Source organism: Peribacillus kribbensis DSM 17871, from assembly GCF_000430765.1.
GTDB lineage: Bacteria > Bacillota > Bacilli > Bacillales > DSM-1321 > Paraperibacillus > Paraperibacillus kribbensis.
This window is the reverse complement of the sequence record NZ_KE387243.1, coordinates 28,935-51,267: the sequence shown is the minus strand read 5'-3', so window position 1 is coordinate 51,267 and position 22,333 is coordinate 28,935. Positions and strand designations below refer to the sequence as shown.

The 22,333-nt window shown below is 38.1% G+C and carries 17 protein-coding genes, 1 tRNA gene, 1 rRNA gene and 2 pseudogenes; 5 read left to right on the top strand and 16 right to left on the bottom strand.

Features of this window, described 5'->3' with window-relative positions:
- Positions 1–9: 9 nt before the first annotated feature.
- From H539_RS0124045 to H539_RS0124035, 3 genes are all read right to left on the bottom strand, one after another.
- Positions 10–843 (bottom strand): carbohydrate ABC transporter permease, encoded by an 834-nt coding sequence (locus H539_RS0124045; protein ID WP_026695634.1) that lies wholly within the window; start codon positions 841–843, stop codon positions 10–12.
- Positions 840–1,784 carry a carbohydrate ABC transporter permease gene (locus H539_RS0124040; RefSeq protein ID WP_081416026.1) on the bottom strand — a complete coding sequence of 315 codons (945 nt, stop codon included), beginning with the start codon at positions 1,782–1,784 and terminating at the stop codon, positions 840–842. Before H539_RS0124040 ends, H539_RS0124045 begins: the two co-directional genes overlap by 4 nt.
- A 64-nt stretch (positions 1,785–1,848) precedes the next feature.
- On the bottom strand, positions 1,849–3,228 hold the full coding sequence (locus H539_RS0124035; RefSeq protein ID WP_026695632.1) for an ABC transporter substrate-binding protein: 1,380 nt from the start codon (positions 3,226–3,228) through the stop codon (positions 1,849–1,851).
- A gap of 206 nt (positions 3,229–3,434) precedes the next feature.
- Here H539_RS0124035 and H539_RS0124030 point away from each other — a divergent pair, with 206 nt between their 5' ends.
- The 3 genes and pseudogenes from H539_RS0124030 (at position 3,435) to H539_RS0124015 (ending at position 6,454) form a co-directional block, all read left to right on the top strand.
- Positions 3,435–4,433 (top strand): LacI family DNA-binding transcriptional regulator, encoded by a 999-nt coding sequence (locus H539_RS0124030; protein ID WP_026695631.1) that lies wholly within the window; start codon positions 3,435–3,437, stop codon positions 4,431–4,433.
- A gap of 1,310 nt (positions 4,434–5,743) precedes the next feature.
- Positions 5,744–6,106: pseudogene (locus tag H539_RS31135) on the top strand (DUF2278 family protein); the annotation flags it as partial.
- Positions 6,107–6,169: 63 nt separating this feature from the next.
- The gene (locus tag H539_RS0124015; RefSeq protein ID WP_155890239.1) at positions 6,170–6,454 is read left to right on the top strand and encodes a hypothetical protein; all 285 of its coding nucleotides are present in this window, start codon (positions 6,170–6,172) and stop codon (positions 6,452–6,454) included.
- Positions 6,455–6,684: 230 nt separating this feature from the next.
- On the opposite strand, the gene H539_RS29620 is transcribed toward H539_RS0124015, so the two are convergent.
- From H539_RS29620 to H539_RS0123965, 10 genes are all read right to left on the bottom strand, one after another.
- On the bottom strand, positions 6,685–8,088 hold the full coding sequence (locus H539_RS29620) for a glycoside hydrolase family 1 protein (protein ID WP_051348777.1): 1,404 nt from the start codon (positions 8,086–8,088) through the stop codon (positions 6,685–6,687).
- A 67-nt stretch (positions 8,089–8,155) separates the two neighbouring features.
- Complete coding sequence (locus H539_RS0124005) at positions 8,156–8,488, bottom strand: PTS lactose/cellobiose transporter subunit IIA (protein WP_026695629.1); 333 nt, start codon at positions 8,486–8,488, stop codon at positions 8,156–8,158.
- A gap of 124 nt (positions 8,489–8,612) precedes the next feature.
- Complete coding sequence (celB, locus tag H539_RS0124000) at positions 8,613–9,953, bottom strand: PTS cellobiose transporter subunit IIC (protein WP_026695628.1); 1,341 nt, start codon at positions 9,951–9,953, stop codon at positions 8,613–8,615.
- A gap of 53 nt (positions 9,954–10,006) precedes the next feature.
- The gene (locus H539_RS0123995) at positions 10,007–10,315 is read right to left on the bottom strand and encodes a PTS sugar transporter subunit IIB (protein WP_026695627.1); all 309 of its coding nucleotides are present in this window, start codon (positions 10,313–10,315) and stop codon (positions 10,007–10,009) included.
- A gap of 317 nt (positions 10,316–10,632) precedes the next feature.
- Positions 10,633–13,302, bottom strand: coding sequence for a sigma-54-dependent transcriptional regulator (locus H539_RS0123990; RefSeq protein ID WP_026695626.1), 2,670 nt, complete (start codon positions 13,300–13,302; stop codon positions 10,633–10,635).
- Between the two features lie 649 nt (positions 13,303–13,951).
- A complete protein-coding gene (locus H539_RS29615) occupies positions 13,952–14,956 on the bottom strand; it encodes an oligopeptide/dipeptide ABC transporter ATP-binding protein (protein WP_081416025.1) in 1,005 nt (334 codons plus the stop codon).
- Between the two features lie 2 nt (positions 14,957–14,958).
- Positions 14,959–15,948: an ABC transporter ATP-binding protein gene (locus H539_RS29610; RefSeq protein ID WP_035324001.1), complete on the bottom strand. Its 990-nt coding sequence runs from the start codon at positions 15,946–15,948 to the stop codon at positions 14,959–14,961.
- A 29-nt stretch (positions 15,949–15,977) separates the two neighbouring features.
- Positions 15,978–16,895 (bottom strand): ABC transporter permease, encoded by a 918-nt coding sequence (locus H539_RS0123975; RefSeq protein WP_081416024.1) that lies wholly within the window; start codon positions 16,893–16,895, stop codon positions 15,978–15,980.
- A 20-nt stretch (positions 16,896–16,915) separates the two neighbouring features.
- A complete protein-coding gene (locus H539_RS0123970; RefSeq protein WP_026695624.1) occupies positions 16,916–17,863 on the bottom strand; it encodes an ABC transporter permease in 948 nt (315 codons plus the stop codon).
- Positions 17,864–17,919: 56 nt separating this feature from the next.
- The gene (locus H539_RS0123965; protein ID WP_051348776.1) at positions 17,920–19,497 is read right to left on the bottom strand and encodes an ABC transporter substrate-binding protein; all 1,578 of its coding nucleotides are present in this window, start codon (positions 19,495–19,497) and stop codon (positions 17,920–17,922) included.
- 411 nt (positions 19,498–19,908) lie between these two features.
- Between H539_RS0123965 and H539_RS29605 the strand changes: the two genes are divergently transcribed.
- Complete coding sequence (locus H539_RS29605) at positions 19,909–21,438, top strand: amidase (RefSeq protein WP_035323997.1); 1,530 nt, start codon at positions 19,909–19,911, stop codon at positions 21,436–21,438.
- 175 nt (positions 21,439–21,613) lie between these two features.
- On the opposite strand, the gene H539_RS0123955 is transcribed toward H539_RS29605, so the two are convergent.
- From H539_RS0123955 to H539_RS33305, 3 genes and pseudogenes are all read right to left on the bottom strand, one after another.
- Positions 21,614–21,687, bottom strand: a tRNA-Met gene (locus tag H539_RS0123955).
- A 23-nt stretch (positions 21,688–21,710) separates the two neighbouring features.
- Positions 21,711–21,827: ribosomal RNA gene (gene rrf / locus H539_RS0123950) — 5S ribosomal RNA — on the bottom strand.
- 57 nt (positions 21,828–21,884) lie between these two features.
- A pseudogene (locus H539_RS33305) lies at positions 21,885–21,997 on the bottom strand (twin-arginine translocase TatA/TatE family subunit); the annotation flags it as partial.
- 183 nt (positions 21,998–22,180) lie between these two features.
- Between H539_RS33305 and H539_RS33200 the strand changes: the two are divergent.
- Positions 22,181–22,333, top strand: coding sequence for a teichoic acid D-Ala incorporation-associated protein DltX (locus H539_RS33200; RefSeq protein WP_081416022.1), 153 nt, complete (start codon positions 22,181–22,183; stop codon positions 22,331–22,333).

Sequence of the window (22,333 nt, the reverse complement as noted above, 5' to 3'; positions counted from 1 at the left end):
GCACCCCTCTTATTTAATTCCACTTTGGACTGAGCCCTCAACAATATATTTCTGAAAAATAATATATAGTATCACAATTGGTATAGTGACAATTGTTAACGCAGCCATGATATGGCTTGTAAAAATGTTATATGTATCACTAAAAATAGCATTCAAAGCCACTTGGATGGGCATTAGATCTGCATTCGATAAAGCCATGACCGGCCATAAGAAATCGTTCCAAGAAGCGAGGAATGTTAGAATTCCTACTGTGATATACATATTCAGGCTGGATGGAATAACAATCCTTAAGAAACAGCCAATTTCACTTAGACCATCTATTTTCCCTGATTCAATGAGTTCGCCGGGGAATGATAGAAAGTGCTGCCTGAATAAGAAAATATTCATCACATTTACGATAAAAGGAAGAAGGTACCCGGGTATCGTATTAATTAGACCCATTTCATTCACTACTGAGAACAAAGGAAGAATGGTCGCTTCAACCGGTACAATCATTAAAGCAATAATAAAAATTAGAATTCCATCTTTAAATGGGAATTTAAATCTGGCTAGTGCATATCCCGCTAACGAATTGATTGTCAATCCGAACACAACAGTGAGAGATGCGTAAAGGAGACTATTTAATAGATTTCGAAAAATATTATAGAAACCCAATAATTCCGTATAAGACTTCAAGGAAAGATCGGAAAATCTAGGGAATATAGCATAAATACTGCCAATGTCCTTGTAGATAACCTCGTCAATCTTAAAAGAAGAAAGCACCATCCATACCAGTGGAGTAATAAATTGAAGAGCGATCGCTATGGCTACTATATAAAACAAGCACTTCTTTACCATTTTCATGCAACGTTCTCCTCTCTAAATAACTTTTTAATTCCAATAGATAGGATTACCAGAAACAACGTAAACATCAAAGTGATTGCACACGCATATCCAATATTTCTATGACGGAATCCGTATTCATAGATATATTGCAAAATAGTCATTGTTGAGTAATCAGGACCTCCGCCTGTCATGACCATTGGCTGAACAATCAGTTTAAAGGCCTGAATGGTCGTAGTGATAACCAAAAACATCGTTATTGGTTTCAATGATGGTAGTGTGATATAAAAAAACTTTTGAAAAGGATTGGCGCCATCAATTTCTGCCGCTTCGTACATCTGATGGTCAATGTTCTTTAGCCCAGCTAAAAAGATCATCATCTGGTATCCACAACCGGACCAGGCGGAAATGAAAACAATAGTATACATAGCTTGGGAAGCACTTGAGAGGAAAGGCTGTTTTCCAATTCCCAGATTCGATAAGATTTCATTGATAAGTCCTGATGTCGGGTTCAACATCACCGTCCAAAGGATTGAGATGACGACCAAGGATAGAACGGCCGGTGAAAAATATGCGGTTCGGAAAACACCGACGCCTCTTATTTTCTTATTCGCGATTAAGGCTAAACCGAGTGCCATAGAAAGCTGAAGCGGGACAACCAGGACGACGAATTTAATGGTATTGAGAAAACTTTGTTTCAATACATCATCAGACAGCATTTGTTTAAAATTATCTAAGCCGTTAAAATGTTTATCATTAGGCTTTAATAAATAATAATCGGTAAATCCATACGTAAAGGCCAAGATGATTGGAAGAACGATGAACAAAAGTGCAAGAATCACGGCTGGAGTTAAAAAGCCGTAAGCCGAAATTACTTCACCCTTCTTATAATGCTGGCTTTGCCGATAATGTTCCGTTGTATTTCTCACTTGTATGAACGGGCTTCTTTTCTCTAATTTCATGTTTTCACATCCTTTTTATAAATAAAGAGGTGAGGTAGGAGACCCCACTCTCTTTATCTCAAAATTACTTTCTATATTTCTCGAATTCCTTATCAATCTTTTTAACTGCATCATCAGTGTATTTTTTGATGGTTGCTGAATCTGTTACTTTATTTTGCGCAATCTTTAAAAGTATATCTTTTGCAAATGTTTCAGAAAGGTACGGGTATCCTGGAGATACAGGACGGGCTTTATTGGTGTTTTCAACTTGATATTTTAAAACTGTCCAAGCTTCGTTGTGGTACTTATTATCAGTTTTGGTATCGATTTCGGATATAGAATTGACCCTTGTAGGAATTGATCCATTCTTATGATAATACTCTTTTGATGCTTCATCATTATTCAACCATTCCATGACTTCAACTACTTTTTTAGCTCGTTTTTCATCTTCCTCTTGACCATTGCGAACAAATGCCCAGCTTCCGGATGGTGTATATAAACCATCAAAGTCCTTATTCATTTTCGGATAGCGGACTGTTCTGAACTTTAAGTCAGGATAGTTATTTGTCAATTCATTTACATACCAGAAACCGCTGACAGATAACGCGGTCTTGCCAGAGTGAAATGCCTTTTCTGATTCTGATACACTAGCTAGAGCTGGTTCTTTAAACAATTGAGCAAATTTTGTTAGAGCCTCCACCGACTTTTCGCTATTTAATACTCCATCTACAGTCACACCATCTTTGCCCACGATGTTGGTGTTATTTCCCCAAAGAAGAGGTGTGAAATAATATGTTCCTGTTTCATAAACCCCGCTTGCTACATCAGTTAATAGTGTACTGACAGCCGCTTCATAGTTAGCAAACGCAGGATTGTTGGTGGTCTTTGCAAATTCATCGATTTTCCTTGTCAGTGTCAAAAATTGATCCCAAGTCCAGTCTTGATCGGCTGCTGGGATTAATGCTTTTACATCTTTAGGAAGTGCATTAATCATATCCTCGTTATACATAACGGCTACGCCAGAATCGGAGTATCCCATTCCGTAAAACTTCCCCTTAACGGTTCCTTGTTCTACAATAGCTTTTGTAAATCCATCTTTAAATCCGTCACTCATGTAGTCATCTAACTCGCCAAGAAGTCCTGAGTCAGCATATGCTGCAATGTCAGGCCCATCAAGTGTAAATATGTCAGGCATGTTGTTTGCTGTAATTGCTGCATTTAATTTATCTATGTAACCAGAACCAGCGCCTGCGCGTGTAATATTTTGAATTTCCACTTTTGGTCCACTTGGATGTTTTTCATTATAACTTTTCACTCGGTCTGCAAACATTTTGCCTTCTGGGTGATCTGCTGAAGCTTGGGTCCAAATTACGATTTTCTCATTACTGCTGGCTCCTTTAGATTTACATCCAATTAAGGATAAAGCTAAAGCCACAATTGTCATAAACAAGAATACTTTTCTCATACTTTCATAGAACCCCCTTGTTTTTGAATAAACCGTGAAAACGTATTCACGGTTTCTGGTTAAAATGTTACAATGTTTAAAATTTTCTGTCAACAATTATTTTTAAGCGTTTACAAATTTCTAATTTATTTATATGATTAAGTGGGAAGTTAAGTTGTTCGAATAAAATTATCATACTGAATACGTATTCCAAAAGGAGTCATAATATGAAAATGACAATGAAGGAGATTGCAAAACTAGCCAACGTTTCGCAGTCTACCGTTTCACGTGTAATAAATGGAAATACAGGAGTCAACGAAGAATCCGCTAAACGTGTTCTTGATGTTATTGACAAAGTTGGATTTATTCCCAATAAAGCAGCACAAACACTAAAAAGGAGTCATTCACACATCATCGGTGTTTGCATTACAGAAACATATAATCCCTATTTTATTGAATTAATAGATCAATTGGAGTCGCAAGCACGCAAACATGGTTATAACATTCTGTTGCATAATTCAAACCATAATCCCATTCAGGAATGGGAGAGCGTTCAGAATTTTATCTCCCGTCAAGTGGATGGAATGATTATTGTCCCAACTGGTGATTATAATGTCGAGCGAATCAGCAAGCTATCGACTCCATCAGTCGTAATCACTCAAAACCGTAAATTTTTGGATAGTGTAGGTCTCGATCATGCTTTAGCTGGGAAAATAGTAGCGGAAAAGTTTATCCATTCCGGCCATAAATCATTTGGATTCATTGGAACTGAACCTGATGACAAATATTTTGGTTACCGAATGGCATTAAACGAAAATGGTATGAAATTAAAAGAAGAGAATTATGTTCAGCTAGAGGAATCCTCCACGAATAATATACTAATGCGGCGTGATATTGAATCCTATTTGAATCAAGTAGGGAATATTATTGATTTTACATGTGCATTTGCAGCAAATGATATTATGGCTCTAGAATTCATAAATGCTGCTAAAGATAGAGGAATTTCCGTGCCAGAGGATCTAAACATTATTGGATTTGATGACACATACCTTGCAAAAATCATGGGGATTTCAAGCATCCATCAGCCTATCGAGGAAATGGTAACAACAACGTTTGAACTATTATTAAATCGGATGGAAAATGAAGTATCTTCTAAACCTGTTCAAATCAAATTGAAGCCCACTTTGATTGAACGAAACAGCTCTAACTTAGTTAGGGTACCATAATAATTTTTATAGCCTTGGCCAAATCCTAGAAAAACAACTTCTTGGTTTCAAGGGCTCTACATATGCTTAATTCCGTTTATTATGTTACTACTAGTATGTTAAATAATCCCAACTATATAACCCTGCAAATGCCACCATTACCTGGCATTTTTTCTGCCAAACTACTCAAATGCGCAACGTCAATATTCAAGCCGTAAATGACAGCTAATAATCTTGTTCTTCCTTGACTATATATATACCGAGACACTTGTGGAGCAGATGAACGGCGGTTAGCGTATTGTTTTGGGTCACTATCTTTCCATCTGCTAATAATAAATGACCACCTAAAACGAACCCTGCTAATAGCAGGGTTCGGAAGTTTATCTTTGATGACGATCCTCTTTCCTCATCAAAGGATTGAACTTGTTGTGTGTCTCACTTTGATACCAATAAACAACCGATGAAACGTCATCCTGTCGTTCAAAAAGACCATTCTTGTTTACGCCACTTTGCTAGGTCGTCACCTATAGGTCCTCCGCAAATCGTATCGGATCCAGGATATGCCAGCGGTAGAACCCCCTCATACATCATCATTGTAATAATAGTTATGAACTCCCTCATCTTCATTCGAATAGTATGGATAACCCATAAAAGGCGTACAATACGTGTTTTCTACTTAAACAATGTTTATAATCCCTTATTCCCGTATATTTATTAATATAAGCTTTTCAGCGGCAGACATTGTTTCGTCGTTTTAATCATTATTCAATTAATGCAGGACCAGAGGATAATAAAATGTACCTAAATGATGCTAAGGACAAAAGGGAGTATCGGTTTGAAGGAGAAGGTCCTCCATATAAGGAGGCCCATTTTCCGCCTGTGATGCCAGACGCACAAGGACATTTTGACTATATCAACCCAAATGATATTTGCATTATCCTTTAGGACCATGTTTGCTACTGTTAGACGTGTCTTAGATATTTGGGACACCCAATTAAGTGGTTTTTCCACAGAGATTTCTCTAAAACGAACTAATTGTACGAGTAGATTGGGAGAATGCCCACTCTGGATACGGTTTTCTAGAATTTGGATTTGGTCGTAACCCGGATGGCAGTATTGATAATACGAACCCTTATTGTGAAAACTTTGATGTACTAGCTCATAGAAACAGGTCATACCATTAAAAATTCAACAATTGGATGGCCACGTTTAGGTAAAGATACTCCTGAATATCATGCGCACCATGAAGCGTTTGGAGATTTGGTAGCAATTGTTTCGTTATTGCATTTTAATTCGGTAATCACCATCTCCTTAAGCATACAAAAGGTAATCTCTTCTCTGAAAAAGTCAGTAACAATATAAATGAAGCGAAAAGTAAGAATGCTACAGTTTATGCCTATGGAGAAAAGTTTAAACATGAAAATGGAAAAGACAAATACTTTGGTTTTTCACCAGGCAGAGGCATTCACGATATTCATATGAAGCCAGGGAATAGTTCCAGGTGGCAAAGTGACGATGGAATATGGCAAGATGGCGGCGTTCTTATTCACTTTGAGGAAGAAAATCGATGGGTGGGAATATTTCTCGCGTTTCAATCTCAGTCTTGGTGTACTGATGACCAAGGACATGCAACTAAGCCCGTAAGTGAGTGTAATCATACCAATGCAAAAACCATCAAAAATGAAACGGTTTAAAACAGATAGAAGTTCCGTAATATTGGGAATCCCAAAATGATAAAGGGGCTCCCATTTTTTTTTATGATTATTCACTCTTATTCAAGTTGTAAGAATATCGCTTGGAATAGCTTGCATAGAGTTGTAACCGATAAAGGGGAGCAGTTGGACCCGAACCAAAGTATTCTAACATCTAATTTTGATAATGAATTTTTGGGGAAAGTCACCCAGGAAGATTTTTATGGAATAGTATTAGGTAAAGGCAAGGAAGATATTCATAAGTTGAAATTAGTTTTTATTTCATCAGCGGATAATGACACATATGAGGATATTACACCAGAACAGCAGGTGGAATATACCCTGGATTGATCCCTAATAAGGGATCTTTTTATGTAACACTCTGTTAAACGACGTTGTTGATTTTTATCAATAGAAAAGAGAACATTTAAGATCCCCTCTAATATTCTTTACAATTATTAATGAGACAATATTTTTTTTTAGTTTAATTATAAATCTAAATTAATCCTCTATGTAAACCGATTCTAAGTGAATTTAAAAGTCAGCAGCAAATACTTTTCCGCTGACTTTCAAAAAAAGAATTATCTACCTGATTTTACAGTCCTTTCAAGAGTTTGATAATCTAGTTCTTCTCCATTTGAGGAAATCACTTGTTTATACCATTCAAAGCTTTTCTTCTTATAGCGTTTCATGTCTCTTAAATCCGTTTCATCTCGGTTAACAAAGACAAAACCATATCGCTTTTTCATTTCGCCCTGGGAACTTAAAAGATCGGTGGATCCCCATGTTAAGTAACCGAAAATGTCCACTCCCTCTTCCATGGCAATTTTCATTTGTTTTATATGTTCTTTTAAATATTCAATTCGGTAATCATCTTCAACCGTGTTGTTTTCATCTAATTCTTCTCTTACACCAATACCGTTTTCTGTAATAAAAATAGGTAATTTGTAGCGAGCGTACATATCTTTTAAGGCCACTCTTAATCCAATAGGATCAATTGCCCAGCCCCACTCATTGGAATCCAGCATTGGATTTGGGATAACGCCAGGAATCACGGAAATATCATCTTCAGTATGCTTTACAGTTTTACTTTGGTAGTAGCTGATACTTAAATAATCTACAGTATTCTCTTTAAGTAACTCAGCATCTCCCTTTTCAAAAACCGGCATAATGCCTTTCTTTTCTAACCTACTAGTTACGTATGATGGGTACTCACCATGTGTGAACATGTCGAGGTAAAAATCGTTTAATAGTTCTTTTGCTTTTACGTTAGCAATTGCATCCTCTGGTTTAGAAGATACCGGATAGGTTGTCATATAGGTCACCATTCCCGCCATTTGACCTCCGGGAATGATTTCATGGAGAGCTTTAACCGCTTTCGCATGGGCAATAAATGCATTATGGGTTACCTGGTATCGTAAAGCTTCCTCGTTTTCAGCTGCTGACAGATCAACGCCCCATAAATCAGTATGGGTTAATACTAAGTTTTGCTCGTTAAATGTCAGCCAGTATTTAACTTTATTTTTGTAGCGATCGAATACTGTTCTTACATAACGATCAAATAGTTCAACAACTTTTCTGGATGCAAATCCATTATACTTCTTAGCTAAAGCAAGAGGTAAGTCAAAATGATAAAGGGTGATTACTGGCTGTATGCCGTTTGAGATCATTTCGTCAAAAACATCATCATAAAATTGAAGGCCTTCCTCATTTACTTCTCCTTCGCCATCCGGATAGATTCTTGTCCAGGAGATACTGGTACGATAGGCGTTGAAACCCATTTCTTTAAATAAAGCTATATCTTCCTTGTAACGGTGATAAAAATCAACAGCTGTATTCCAATCAGAAAAACCTTGAGGGATAGGTCGTGCATCTACGATAGAGGGTCCCTTACCTCCCTCTTTATTGGCTCCTTCAGTTTGGAAAGAAGTTACAGCACCACCCCATAGAAAGTTATCAGGAATAATATTTGCTTTTTTTGTCATTTTAATTTGCTCCTCCCACTTGGTATAAATAAATTCATGAAACCTCTTAATCTAGAAATCTCGCTTGTTATAATACCTGTGTTCTATTTATGGATTCCTCAACCTTTTGGTACATGTCCACGAATTCTTCAGATAAATCTTTAATACTAAGAGCATTCATGAGATGATCTTGTGCATGAACCATTAAAAGTGACATCTCCACCTTGTCTCCCCGAATCTCATTCTGTATAAGTTGAGTTTGGATATGATGTGCTTGAACTAATTCTTCACCTGAAAGCCTAATTTTTTCATAGGCACCTTCAAAATTGTTGGTTTTAGCAAGTCCAATCGCTTCCATAGCAAAACTTCGGCCATTTCCGCTGTGAAGTATTAACTTAAAGATTTGTTCCTCTGAATTCATGCTTCACCCTCCTCAGCTTGATAATATTCTTCATTTAGAATCTTCGGCGTGATTTACTAATTACTTTATCTAGAACAAAGTTAATAAATAGAAAAAGGAAAAAAGAGATACTGTACTATATTGACTATGCAGATTTTGTTACACCACCATTCTTTTTAGAAATTCCGCCTTCTTCCTGCAGTTTCTGCTTATCCCATATTCTAAAAAATGGATAATATAAAGCTGCAGATAGCACTACGCTGAACAATTGCAAAACAGCTCCTGATATTTTTCCGCCTGTGGCAAGGAAACCACCAATTGGGGCAGGTGTAGTCCATGGAACCATTACGCCGGCTGTTTTAGCGACTAAGCCTAAATCCATTGCAAAGTAAGAAAGAGTTACCACTACAATTGGTACACCAATAAAAGGGATCATCATAATTGGATTCATGATCATTGGCATGCCAAAAGTAATTGGTTCGTTAATATTAAAGAACCCCGGCGCAAGTGCTAACCTGCCAAGCTGCTTCATTTGCTTACTTTGTGCTCTAAAGAAAATGATAAGTGCTAATCCCAATGTTGTACCAGAGCCGCCTATTGAATAGAAAATATCCATAAATTGAGAATTAACAACGTTAGGTATATGTTCCCCGGCAGTATAGGCAAGTCTATTTTCATCTGTAAGAGCTAACCAAACAGGAGACATAATGCCCCACACCAATGCTTGGCCGTGAATACCTGTTACCCAAAGCATTTGTGCAATGATTACCGCAATAAGAGCACCTGCTAATGACCCTCCAAGGTGAGAAAGCGGCTTTCCAAGAAGCTCACCTACAATATTATGCATGGTACCAAAAGGTGTATTCTGAAGAACCATTCGGATAACCCATAACGTCACAATGACAGCAAATCCTGGAATGAGTGATGCAAAAGATTTAGCTACTGCGGGAGGAACACCATCTGGCATTTTGAATACGATGTTTTTCTTAACAATATAACGATAAATTTCAGTTGCAATAATAGCTACAATGATTGCAACAAACATACCCTTACTCCCTGTGAGTGCTAGAGGAATACCTGAAACCTCAACTGCTTTATCCGCTCCTTCAGGAACAAAAGGAATTTTGTAAGGTGTTACAAGGAAGAAACCTGCAACTGAAATTGCTGCAACGGACAATGGGTCAAGCTTATACCGCTCTGCAAGGCGATAGGCAACGCCAAAAGCAACGAATAGGGCAAGTAGGTCAAACGTCACTCCGACAGGGGATAACATATTATCCATCCAGTTACTTCCAAATAAACCTTTCATAAATCCTTCATATCCCGGGATTGGTATAAAGGCGAGTATTAAAAATAAGGATCCTATAATCGTTAACGGCATTGTCAAAATAATTCCATCCCTTATGGCCTGTAAATGCCTCTGCTGCCCAATTCTTGCGGCTGTAGGCATAAACTTTTCTTCCAGGAATCTAGTAAATCGATTCATTCATTATATCCTCCTCATTATCTCGTATTAATATAGGTCTCCTCATCACGGTTCTAACCCTGGTTCTTCATATTGATGGCAAACTCCAGAACTTTCTCACCATTTACCATTCCATAATCAACAGGATTTATGACATCGATTGGCACCCCTTTCTCATCCGCCATTTCCCTAAATTGCTGCAGCTTGTAGCGAACCTGTGGCCCAATGAGCACAACATTAGCATCACCGATATTTGCTCTGGCTTCATCCATTGAAACCGCCCAAATTCTTGTTGTTATTCCCTTTTCTTCTGCTGATTCTTCCATCTTTTGAACGAGTAAGCTTGTAGACATACCTGCTGCACATACTAATAAAATATTCATGATTTTTCCTCCTCTTGTTTTCCTAATATTAATGCAAGTTCTGTGCCAACACTAAAAATTAAAGCGTTTTCATTTCATTCATTGTTAATGTGTTTTTTTACTTAGTTAGTGTTTTAAATGTGTGTTCCAATATTAAGCAAGAATAGAGTAGTGTATCGATTGTGTGTAAGATAGTAATTATCATGCATTGAAAAAAATTGCCATTTAGAAATGAATCCACGGTGTTTGATACATTGAATTGAATATTGTGTCTATTCCTATGCTTCCCTCGCTAGTCTCAAAAAAAAAAAGTCTGCATGAAACATTTGCAAACCTTCTTAATTTATTGGAATTTGTCCTTTGAAATCAAAGAAATGCACCATGTTGCAAATCTCATCATCTGTAATTTGAATTCTGTATCTATGTTCAATGCGATGAAGTGATTGTTTTATAGATTTGTATAACGCATAATGTTCATTGATTATTCGTTCTTTATCCTTGCAGGTAACCGAGAAGTCTCTGCCGGCTAGTCTATCAACCATACAACTAATATGCAGAACGACTCCAATCAAATCATGGCTATTAAATTGAGTGTTCAAGCTACTATGCAACTCTTCTACACAGCCCCGGATTAAAGGGATGAGTCCCTGATCATTGATATGGTGTAAATGATGGGCTAGCGTTTCCGCCATTTTCAAATAAGCCTCTTCTGTGTCGATAATGTCCTGAATAATTCTAACCGCCCTTAAACTCAGTACTTCCTCAAGATCAAATTGTTTAACATCTACCTTCATCGGAAAGTTGCTGACAATAGATATAATTTTATGGTGTTTACGCATTTCATCAAGCTTCGCATGGATTGCTGTCTGATCTGTAAGATTAATAGGAATAATCCTTACTTTTTTCTCATCAAACTTCAAATAACTTGTAAGTATTTTTTTCAATACTGCAGCAGTTCCTTTACCTGTAAGGCAGGCAGTAACAATTGCCATTTTTTTGTTCTCTACACGTTCAATTTCTTCCTCTTTTGTATAAAAAGAATTTAGGTTTAGCAAATCCTGGTATATTTCATCTAGCGAATAGCCGACGATAGCTTTCCTGGTTCCTTCTATTACATGAGGAGTACTCACCATTGAAACAACACGTACCGGCACGCCCATTTCTTTTTCAAGCATTTCACCGAACCTTACGAGTGACCCCATATCAACAAGCAATAATAAACCTTTTCGTGTAACTCTATTTTCAACAAATATTTTTAGTTTTTGGTAGACTTCCTTTGGATCAATATGAAGCGGCATGTCCATAGCCTTAGCGTGGTTAGAGCTTAAAAGCTGATTTGTTACTTCCACCATTGCCGGAGCAGTACCGATTCCATGCATGATGACCACAACTTCTACTTGACCGTCTTCCTGACCAATTACTTGACTTTCAAACACGAAAAACATAGTTAAAAATGCCGCTTCATCTATCGGCAAATCAATGTCGATACTTTCCTCAATCATTTTGATACAGGTAAGTGCAATATTAAATTCTTTGTTATAGGTTTTTCTAATCTTGTTTAATTGCGGATTAATGATCTTACTGCCATTCTTAATTCTGTCTATAGCGGTTTGAACATGCAGTGAAAGTCCAAGCATCACCTGTTGATTTAGTGATTTTTGAAGCTGTTCTTCTGCATACCGAACCAAGTTCTCAGCTAAATCAATCACCTTGGGGTCAATGACCTTTGTCAAGTCCTCAATATTGATACGCTGATTCACTCCATATATATATTGAGAAAAATATTTATCAATATCGATATTCATCAAAAGCTCTAATTCTTCATTATTTAATCCTTTTTCCTTAAGCTCGGTAAATTTTTGTTCAATATTTTCATATATATTCTGATGGTATTTCTCCTCATTATACTGAAAGGTTAGATTTCCTCCATCAGAATTAAAAATATAATATTCATATCCTAATTCTACGATATGGTTATGTCTATTTCCCGTAAGCAGACCTTCCCTCAAATATCCGGGCAGATCTGAACTATTTATGTTTATCCGATCCTTTTTATTTGTAACGAAGTCGGCGTATGCTTTTGCACATGCGAGCTGTATATCAGACTTTAACTGTCCTATGTTGTTGGGGCAATGATAGTATAAAAAGGATAGTATGGAGTTCGGGGAAACACTAATTTCTTTGCCTAGACGCAGGGCTTCTTCTCTGAAAAAAGTGAAAATCAAGTTTTTCCGTTCCTGTCGATCTCTCTCTCGGAGAGAAGGCAGTCTGATAACCATCGGAATCCTTCTATTAAAGGTTTTTAACAGGGTCAAGTCAGGATCTTCTGTCGTTGCTGCAAGAAGTAAAACCTTTGCTCTGCGTTCCGTTTCAGTTTCTCCTAATCTCCTGAATACACCTTTATCAATAAAGGTAAATAACATTTCCTGACCTTCAAAAGGTAACCGGTGAATTTCATCCAGGAAGAGAATGCCTTCGTTCGCTTTTTCAATCAATCCTTGCTGGGCCGTTGCTCCAGTAAAGGCACTCTTCCTAATTCCGAATAATTGTCCTAATAATAGTTGTGGATTATGGGCGTAATCAGCACAGTTAAATGTGATAAAGGGGGCATCATCTTTCATTTTTTTAGTTTCAATAGCATACTGGTGCAAAAACCCAGCAAATGTGGACTTCCCTACACCTGTTTCTCCTAAAATTAAACAATGCATGCCAAAGGGAGGGTAAAGAATTGCTGCCTTACCTTGCTCAATAGCTGCAGCAAGACTTGGACTGTCTTTTAGCAACTGATCCAAACTTGTGCTGTGATGATTGCAATCGTTTTCTTTGCATGAAAAAAACACGGGTCTTCCCTTTGATTTTTGTACTTTCCCTTCTTTCCACAATTTATTTAAATCGCTGCTCACATTTGTTCGGTCATAGTTTAGGCGTTCTGCTAATTCATGAGCACTAATTCCTTTCTCTGTTTTAATTTTAGAAAGCTCATTAAATATGATATCAATGCGTTTCATTCCAACACCTTCAGTTCTGTCCTTATATAACTAAATTCCACAGTCGCTAGTCATTTACTTTTTTTATTCCAATTAGATTGTTGCTAAGTACAGTCCCATATACTCTGCCAGATAGTGATTGACATAAACTAGTTCCAAAAAACTCCAAACTGGATCCGTTTGCTTCTTTTAAGAATAAGTATTTGAAGATAATTGCCCCGGAAGATGCTTTTAGTATTCATCATCTTTGGAGTCTTTTAACATAGCCGGAAAGTATTTAACTAAGAATGTGTTTAAATTTGACAAGTTTATCCCCTCCTATAGCTATGATTCGACACATTACAAATAATTCCTTTTCCCTTGATAATTATAGGATTATTAAAATCTATAAATAACCTAAAAATTTATATCAATATCATATTTAAGAACATAAAAAAAAGGACCTGAATAGTCCCTCCCTGTTAATTTATATGTTTTAGTTATGCTTTATCCCAATCTAAGTCTGTTAAAGAATTAGAATCTATTTCTGGTCACGCTTTTTTTCTCCAAAACAGAACTTATAGATTTCTCCAAACCTTTATTATGCATAACAGCTACTTGTGCTTCATACGGATAAAGCTTGCATTAGTTACATAGACTTTAACAAAGTCTTTTGATTATTTAGTAGGACCTATGGAAAAACCACTTCTAACTCTTTGGTTTCCTGATTCAATGGATGATAACAAGCATAAGACCGTTCAATCCCACTATAATACTGTATAGTGGTTTGAGGATGGGATTCATAACATTTTGCAGAAGCATAGTTGCACTTTCCAGAAAATGAACAGCCAGTATGCATATCAGTTGACTCTAAAGTTTCTTCAAGATTAGAAGATTCTTCCTGTCTTTCAAGCTTCAAAACGGATTTTAGCAACATATTGGAAATGGGATGGAAAGGTTTCGAATATAGTTCATCACTTTTGGCTATCTCCACAATTTTCCCTTTGTAAAGAACGGCAACTCTGTGGCAGAAAAATTTTATTACACTTAGATTGTGGCCGATGAATAAATAGGTAAGATTAAATTCTTCTTGAATATCTAATAATAGATTAAGAATCTGGGCTTGGATAGAAACATCAAGTGCCGAGGTTGGTTCGTCCAAGACAAGAAATTCGGGTTTTAGGGCTAAGGCTCGTGCAATACCAATCCTCTGACGCTGCCCGCCAGAAAATTCATGAGGATATCTATAGATATGTTCTGATTTTAATCCAACTTTTTTCAATAATTCAATGGACTCCTTTTCCGCTTCTTGTTTACTTGAAACGACACCAAGTCTTAACATGGGTGCGGTAATTTGTTCACCAATGGTTTTTCTTGGATTTAAAGAAGAGGTGCTGTCCTGGAAAATCATTTGCATCTTCAAGTAATAAGGGATTTTTTCTTTATCAGTCAATTGGCTGATTTCTTCACCATTATATTTTATTGATCCGCTGCTTGAACTTGTTAAGCCCATAATCATCCTGCCTAAAGTGGACTTACCTGAACCTGATTCCCCGACCAGCCCAAGGATTTCTCCTTTTTTAATTTCTAAATTGACATCATCAAGAGCCGTAAAGTATTCTTTTTTCCGAAAAAGTTTATTGTTTTTTTGGGGAAATTGTTTTTGCAGATGCTTGATTTCCAATAAGTTATTCATAATCAGACTACCTCCTTCGAATGATAACAATAAACAAATTGAGTTCCTGAATCATTTGCATAAGTGGCATCCGGAAACGCTTTTTTACATAAATTCGTAGCAAAATTGCATCGTTCAAAGAAACTGCATCCCTCAGGAAGCTCGATGAGATCCGGCGGCGTTCCGTCGATTTGAATCAGGCGGTTCATCCCTTTACTTCCGGGCTCCTGAAATTCAGGCATAGCACCCATCAAGCCTTTCGTATATGGATGTACAGGCTTTGAAAGAATATCATTTGTTTCACCGTATTCCACGATCCTGCCAGCATACATAACAGCCACCGAATCACATAAATTAGCCACCACTCCAAAGTCATGGGTAATGATCAGAATCGCTGTCCCCGTTTCTTTATTGATTTTTTTCAATAAATCCAGTATTTGTTTTTGAATCGTTGCGTCTAAAGCCGTGGTTGGCTCATCGGCAATTAATAACTTAGGCTTGCAGCTTAAAGCCATAGCGATCATCACCCTCTGTCTCATTCCCCCGCTTAAAGCATGCGGGTAAGAGGAGAGTACTCGTTCAGGCTCGTGAATGCCCACTAAATGTAATAATTTTACGGCTTGGTCCCTGGCTTCCTTTTTTCCAACTTTTCCTCGTGAACGGATTATTTCGAACATCTGATTACCAATCGTGTAGGAAGGATCCATTGCAGTCAGTGGATTTTGAAAGATCATCGCAATTTCTCCCCCTTGTATTTGTCTATATTCTTTCGAGCCTTTACCAACAAGGTTCTCACCCTTAAACAGGATTTTTCCATCTTCTATCTTTCCGTTAGGCTGAGGAACGAGGCCTAAGATGGAAAGGCCTGTTATACTTTTTCCAGAGCCTGATTCCCCAACCAAGGCCATAATTTCACCTTTATCGATGGAGAAAGAAACGCCGTTTACCGCTTTAACCTTACCCCTTGATGTATGGAAACACGTTTTTAAGTTCGAAACTTCTAATAAAGCCATTGGCCTATCCCCTTCCTTATAGGTAATTATTATTGCGTTCTTTTGTGCGGATCAAAGAGATCTCTTAACCCATCTCCCAGCCAATTGAAAGCAGTAGCCACAATTAGAATAATCAGCCCAGGAATCGTGGCAACATGGGGAGCCCCCAGTGTCAAAACTTTCATACCGTCTGAAGTCATTTTCCCCCAATCAGCGGTAGGCGGCTGAACGCCTAACCCAAGGAAACTAAGACCTGCACCTAAAACCATAGCCACCCCGATCAGGGACGTGGAATAAACGATGAGATCGGAAACAACATTTGGCAATATTTCCTTAAACGCAATTTGAAGTTTATTAGCCCCAAGTATTTTCGCGGCTTCTATATATTCTTTTGTTTTCTCGGTTACTGTGGATGTATAGACCACCCTTGTCATATACGGCAGCATAGTAAGACAGCAAGAAACCATAATGGTTAAAACGCCAGCCCCCATAATGGCTGATACAACTATGGCAAGCAAGACGGTCGGAAATGAAAACAGCACATCCAGTAATCTCATAATCACTTCACCTGTTTTGCCACCCCAATAACCCGCAAGCAAACCAAGTATTAAACTAAGACTGAACATACAGGTAATTGGCACAACGGCTGTCAGTAACGAAGTTCTCCCTCCCCATATTAAACGGCTTAGGATATCTCTCCCTTGTTCATCCACACCAAGGATATGTCCCGCTGTTCCTATGCCCAATAACCGCTTTGATCCATTCGAGATGTTAGGATCATATGGAGCTATAATTGGAGCAAGCAGTGAAACAGCCGCAGCCACTAGAATGATGAATAACCCCATAACAGCGAGTTTGTCTTTTTTAAATACATTCCATAGCTTTTTCAGCTTGTTTTCCTTCCTGTCAAAGACAAGCGGGTGTTGAAGAACTTGCTTCGTTTCTAAAACCGGTTCAAATTTTTCCATTGATCTAATCTCCTTTTTTATTAATGTCTAAGTCGAGGATTAAGAGAGGCAACCAATAAATCATTGATTAAATTTACCAGAACAAAACTTATAGCAATGAATAATACCCCAGCCTGAACCATTGGAAGGTCCTGGCCTGTTATCGATGAATATAACTGGCTGCCCAATCCTGGCCAAGAAAACACTACTTCTACAAACAGCGCACCTCCCATCAAGGAACCCACCTGCAATCCGGTCATATTGAGAATCGGAGATAAAATGTTGCGAAAAGCATGTTTAAAGACTATGTTCTTTTCTGATATCCCATAGGCTCTAAACGTTTTAACATAATCAGAATTAAAAGCATCTATTAAACTACTTCTTGTTAAGCGGGCCATAACAGCTAACGACACACTTGCAGCAGCGATGGAAGGCAAAATTAAATGCTGCAGGATACTCCATGTACTGCCTTCTGTTCGCATGTCATACATTCCGAAAGCCGGGAGCCAACCTAATTTAATGGAAAATATCCACATTAAAACAATGGCTAGCCAAAAGACTGGGACATTCGCTCCGAATTGTGCGAAAAACATTGAAATCCTATCAAACCAGGAATACGGTTTTAGCCCCGCCAGCAATCCTATCAACAATCCCCCAATTAAACATACAGCCAAGCTGCCCCCGGTTAGGATTAAGGTATTTATTAACTTCGGTATTAAGACGGAATCTACCGAGACCCTCATCGTTATCGATGTTCCAAGATCCCCTTTCAGCATATTTGCTAACCATATTCCATATTGAATGAAGAAAGGCTTATCCAATCCTAAATCCTTTCTCAGTTCAGCTACTGCTTCATCTGTAGCTGCCTGACCCAATATTTTCACCGCTGGATCTCCTGGAATGAGATAGACAATTGAAAACACCAAAAATGATACTCCCATTAGAATGGGTATGATGGCCAATATCCGCTTTATTGCGTAAGAAAGCATTTTAGCACCGCCTTTTCCTAAGTTCTCAAAAACACTATTTCAGAAACTCCCGATAATTATTTCAATTTAACATCGAGTAGGCTGAACCATTCCTCATTCGGTACAATAAACCCTTCTACATCCTCAGACATCGCATATGGGGCTTTATCATTCACAACACCAACAATCCCCTTATCTTGCGTTACTTTTTCGTTCGCCAAACGCCAATATTCATTTGATGTCCCATTATCCGTTTCAGTCACTGCATTTTCTATTAGTTGATCCACCTCATTATTATGGTACTTTCCCGGATTTGAACCGCTCTGTGATTGTGCCATTATGGATAAGATATATGGGGTGGACATACCCCATGACATTTGCGAAAAACCAATATTTTCTGGGGCTTCTTGATAATAAACACCCAGATAAGAAATCCACTCGTAGGTCTCGATCTTTACATTAATGCCAATTCTATCTAGGTCCCTTTGAATCCACTCAGCCATCTGTACGGGGATTAATTGACCCGAACCATCTACAGAAGTCCTGAAAACCGTATCAAAACCATCGGGATATCCCGCTTCTTTCAAGATATACTTTGCTTTTTCAGGGTTGTATTCATATCCGTTAAAATTCTCAGCATAGGCCTCATTTGCCGGTGATAGAACGCTTTTCGCTGGTGTTACCGTTTTTTGGAGCAGTTCTTCAGCCATACCTTTGCGATCAATCGCCAAACTAATCGCTTCTCTTACCTTCCTGTTTCGCATTTCTTTATTGTTCATATTCAAGGCGAGGTACCATACATGCGGAACATTTCCATCCACTACTTTAAATCCTTTTTCCTTTAATACTTTCACACTGTCTGGCGGGGGTACGGAGATGATATCTACTTCCCCGCTTTCAAGCGCCAGGACTCTAGTTGCGGGATCTGGTATCGGCCTGAAAATGACTCTGTCGATGTGAGGTTTCTTGCCCCAGTAATTTTCATTGGTATCCAATACAATTTTTTCTCCGCGCACTCGTTCGACAAACTTAAATGGCCCTGTACCAGAAGGATGCTCGGCATAACCATCATTTCCCCACTTTTTTAATGCTGCAGGACTAAGAATGCCGCCTGATCCCATTCCTCCCTGGGCCAGCATTCGTAAAAATGGGGCAAATGGCTGGTCCATAACCAGTTGAATTTCGTCATCATCAATAACCTTTACTTCTTTCAAATATTGGTATGTAGAAGCAAGCTGTCCCGCTGACCGAGTATCGTAATATTTGAAATCTTTATCCCAGGCTCTCCTAATATTAAATTCAACTGCCTTTGAATTAAAAGGTGTGCCATCATGGAACCTTACACCTTTTCTCAAATGAAAAGTATAGGTCAATCCATCTGCTGAAACAGACCATTTTTCAGCCAATCCAGGTTTCAAAGACGGGGTCTTTTCATTGGAGGTTGATAAATCTTCTGTAACCAATGATTCATGTATTTGATAATTGACCCTAAATGTCACCCATCCCCCTGCTCTTTGAGGATCCAAAACATCTGTTTCTGACTCAATCCCGATAATAAGCGTTTTTCTATCTTCTGCAGATCCTGCTAAAGCGCAGCCAGCAAGAGATATCGCAAGTAAACAAATTAATAACAGTTTAAAAAACTTGAATTTCAATTGAATCCTCCTCCCCCTGATATTTCATGGTTTTTCAAAATGTAAATCATTACATCACTTTTATCATCAAACAACCACACAACTCCAAATATTTGTTAGTTTTTCTTACGTAAAAATTCGTCAAAACGCTTACAATTTTATTTTTTTATAAAACTTTTAATTGTTTTAGTGAAATTTCCCGAACTTTAATTCGAATTAGTTTTTATATGTTAGGGGTTTTACCACATATTTGTTTTTAACTTTCATCGGAAACGATATGAATAATGAATTTCATGTCAGGTTTCCTAACAAGGTTGTTTTTAACCATAGCAAACAAATATAAGATAGGAAAGTGAGAGAAAATTCTAGCTATTAGTGGTGGCGAAGATTTAGTTCTCGATTCAATTAATTCAAATGGAGAGGGGTAAAACAATGAAAAATAGTACCTTATTAAAATCTACTAAAGAAGATTTCCGTTTTGAAGAAGTAACCGTGAATGAATTACTATCAGGATATCAGGAAGGCGCTTTTACGGTACAAGAGGTTGTTCAGTCATTTCTAAATCGAATTGAGGAATTCGAGGATACCTATAATGCTTTCACCTTTATGAACCCTGATGCTTTAGAAGAGGCAAAAGAAATGGATCGTTTGCGTGAAGAAGGGAATAAACTAGGACCGCTAGCAGGAATACCGATTGTCATTAAGGAAGCAGTTGATGTTACAGGTTACCCGTCTACATTCGGGTGGGCTCCTCTTAGCAAAGGTAGCGGAGCGATTGAATTAATGCCTACTAAGGATGCCACCGTTACAACAAGACTAAAAGAGGCAGGTGCCATCATCCTCGGAAAAACAAATATCCCTGCCTTCAGCTGTGCATATAATGCAAACAATAGTTGGGATGGCCCTACTTATAATGCGGTAAACCGTGAGCTTTCACCTGGCGGAAGTAGCAGTGGTACTGCTATGGCTGTATCGGGTAACTTTGCCGTACTTGGTGTAGCCGAAGAAACGGCAGGTTCCATCCAGGTTCCCGCTGCAGCCCAATCATTGGTTGGAATTAAGCCATCATTTGGATTGATTCCATCAACTGGAGTGACCCCCCTTGCAGGTAGTACCAGGGATGTTTTAGGACCCCACGCCCGTACCGTTCAAGATGCTGCGATTATGCTCGGTGTGATGGCTGGATATTCTAAAGAGGACATTAAAACAGAAGCTGCTAAAGGGAATGTTCCTGAAGCTGGATACCCTGCTTTCCTTGATGCGACATCGCTTAAGGGAAAACGACTCGGATTGTACGGACCCGGTTGGCGTACAGAAGAACTTTCAAAAGAAACACAAGAACTGTATGCTCTTGCCATTGAGGAATTAGAAAATCAAGGAGCAGTAGTAATAACCGATCCTTTTGCTGGGACAGGCTTCGCTGAATACATGGAGTCAAAAAATGGATTTGTCGGAATGGAAACCTTCTTCTATGACCTTGAAAAATACTTTAAAAATATAAATCCGGAGCTTTCCATTAAAAACGTATTTGAAAAAGCGGGCCAAGTACCTTGGGCTGAAGGAGGTCCATTAAGTTTAGTTTCTGATTTCATCAATGCTGAAACAGCATCGGCTGATCCAAGTGTTTTACCAGATTTGAAGGATTTCATTGAGGTGAAAGCGGAGTTGCTGCGCATCATTAATATGGTGATGGAAAAACATGAGTTAGACGGATTCGTTTTTCCTCAGATGCCTGAAGCAATTCCGTCACTTCAGGTTGAAAATGTAAAATCAACAACTGTCTCTGAAATCAATATCAGCGGGTTGCCACTGATTACGGTCCCCGCCGGTTATTATGAAAACGGCTCCCCATTCGCTCTAGCTTTCTTCGGTAAGATGTGGAGTGAAGCTGACCTCGTAGGGATGGCTTATGCATATGAACAAGCTACTAAACACAGAGTTGCACCAACCCTAATTAAATAACTATAAATCATTGAATACTCCCCATCTGAAAGATGGGGAGTATTCATGGTTAGATAAGAGTTCATAGTTATTTTAACTTACATACCCCAAATGACTCGTTGTGAAAGAAAGAACTTTTCTTTGCCATTAAAACCAATAGAATCTATTGAATACTTTTTGGTATAGAGAAAAGAGATTGCGGGGACAGGATGTGAACCTTCGACCTTCGGGTTATGAGCCCGACGAGCTACCAGACTGCTCCACCCCTCGACGAAAAGAAGATATTAAATTTATTCTGGCAGCGTCCTACACTCAAAGGGGGAGAGCCCCCAACTACCATCGGCGCAAAAGAGTTTTACTTCCGTGTTCAGGATGGGAACGGGTGTGGCCTCTTTGCCATAACTACCAGACACTGCAAAAGAACTACATTCCTTCAAAACTAGATAACATAAGGCAGTCAAGTTGAATTTTTTAAATTCCCTCAATGATTGCCGACAGCACGACCAAGTTCCGGAAGTTTTTTAGGTCCAAGAACGATTAGTACAAATACTAAGATTAATATTAATCCTGGAATCTCAATATTTCACAAAAATCCCCGTTCCTTTTCAAAAATATTAAATTCCTCATACATTTCCTGCTCCCTTTATTCTAAATTCTACTAATCTGTCAAAAGCCAAGGATTAAATTTTGATTAAAATCCTAAATCCAATAGAATTTCATAGTAAAATCATCAAGTGCTTTACTTCCCAGTTAGGAGGCATTTATGAATTCATTTTTTCATTATGTAAAATCTTTATTCTGTCATCCTACCACAAGGTGGATGATGAGATTGTTATTTTATTTTTTAATTCTGTTAGGCTTATTAACCATTTATGGATTTAAAAATTCCGGTACTTTTATTTATAACGAATTTTAG